1 pseudogene is annotated in these 610 nt (G+C 62.0%); it reads right to left on the bottom strand.

The features are described from left to right. Positions 1–153: pseudogene (gene prpB, locus I5W_RS15920) on the bottom strand (methylisocitrate lyase); the annotation flags it as partial. Positions 154–610 lie beyond the last annotated feature (457 nt).

Here is a 610-nt window from a genome sequence, read left to right as displayed (position 1 = left end):
CGCAGCCACGCCGCCGCCGGACAGGTAAATCGCGCGGAAGCCGGCACGCTTGGCCAGCAGGGCGTGATTGGCGTTGATCGCGCCGATGACTTGCAAGGGGGATTCTTCCTGGACGGCCTGGCGGAACGCTGCGCCTGCGGAGTGGAGAGCCATGGTGGACACCTTCTCGATGAGGTTGAAATACGGAAAGTCTGGATTGCCTGACTGCGGCGGGCGGGTCTGCATCGCCCCCGTCCTGCGACATGTGCGTTCACCATTGCAACGGCCGTGCCATCGCAGTGCAGCATTGCATGGCGCAAGGCATGAAAAAACCTTCATATCGTCTGAAACCAGCGCCGGACAAGGCTGGCAGGCTTCCCTTCCGGTGCGCGCTCCGGGCGTACCCGCCTTCTGTCGGGTTGATGTTCCACAACCCTGTGCGTTTCATCAGTGTTACATTAACGTTTCACTGAAACGCCGCGAACGCTCACCATGAAACGCCCTGCCCCCGCTGACCGCCTGGCCGACAAGCCCGTGATCTGGACCGTGTCCGTGTCGCGCCTCTCCGAACTCTTCCGCGACATCACGCTGGAATTCGACGGCGTGGCCGATATCGAGCCCATACATCTGG

The organism is Herbaspirillum sp. B65 (assembly GCF_000333555.1).
GTDB lineage: Bacteria > Pseudomonadota > Gammaproteobacteria > Burkholderiales > Burkholderiaceae_D > Herbaspirillum > Herbaspirillum rubrisubalbicans.
Note: the sequence above shows the minus strand (reverse complement) of the source record. Positions and strands in the feature narration are given on the sequence as shown.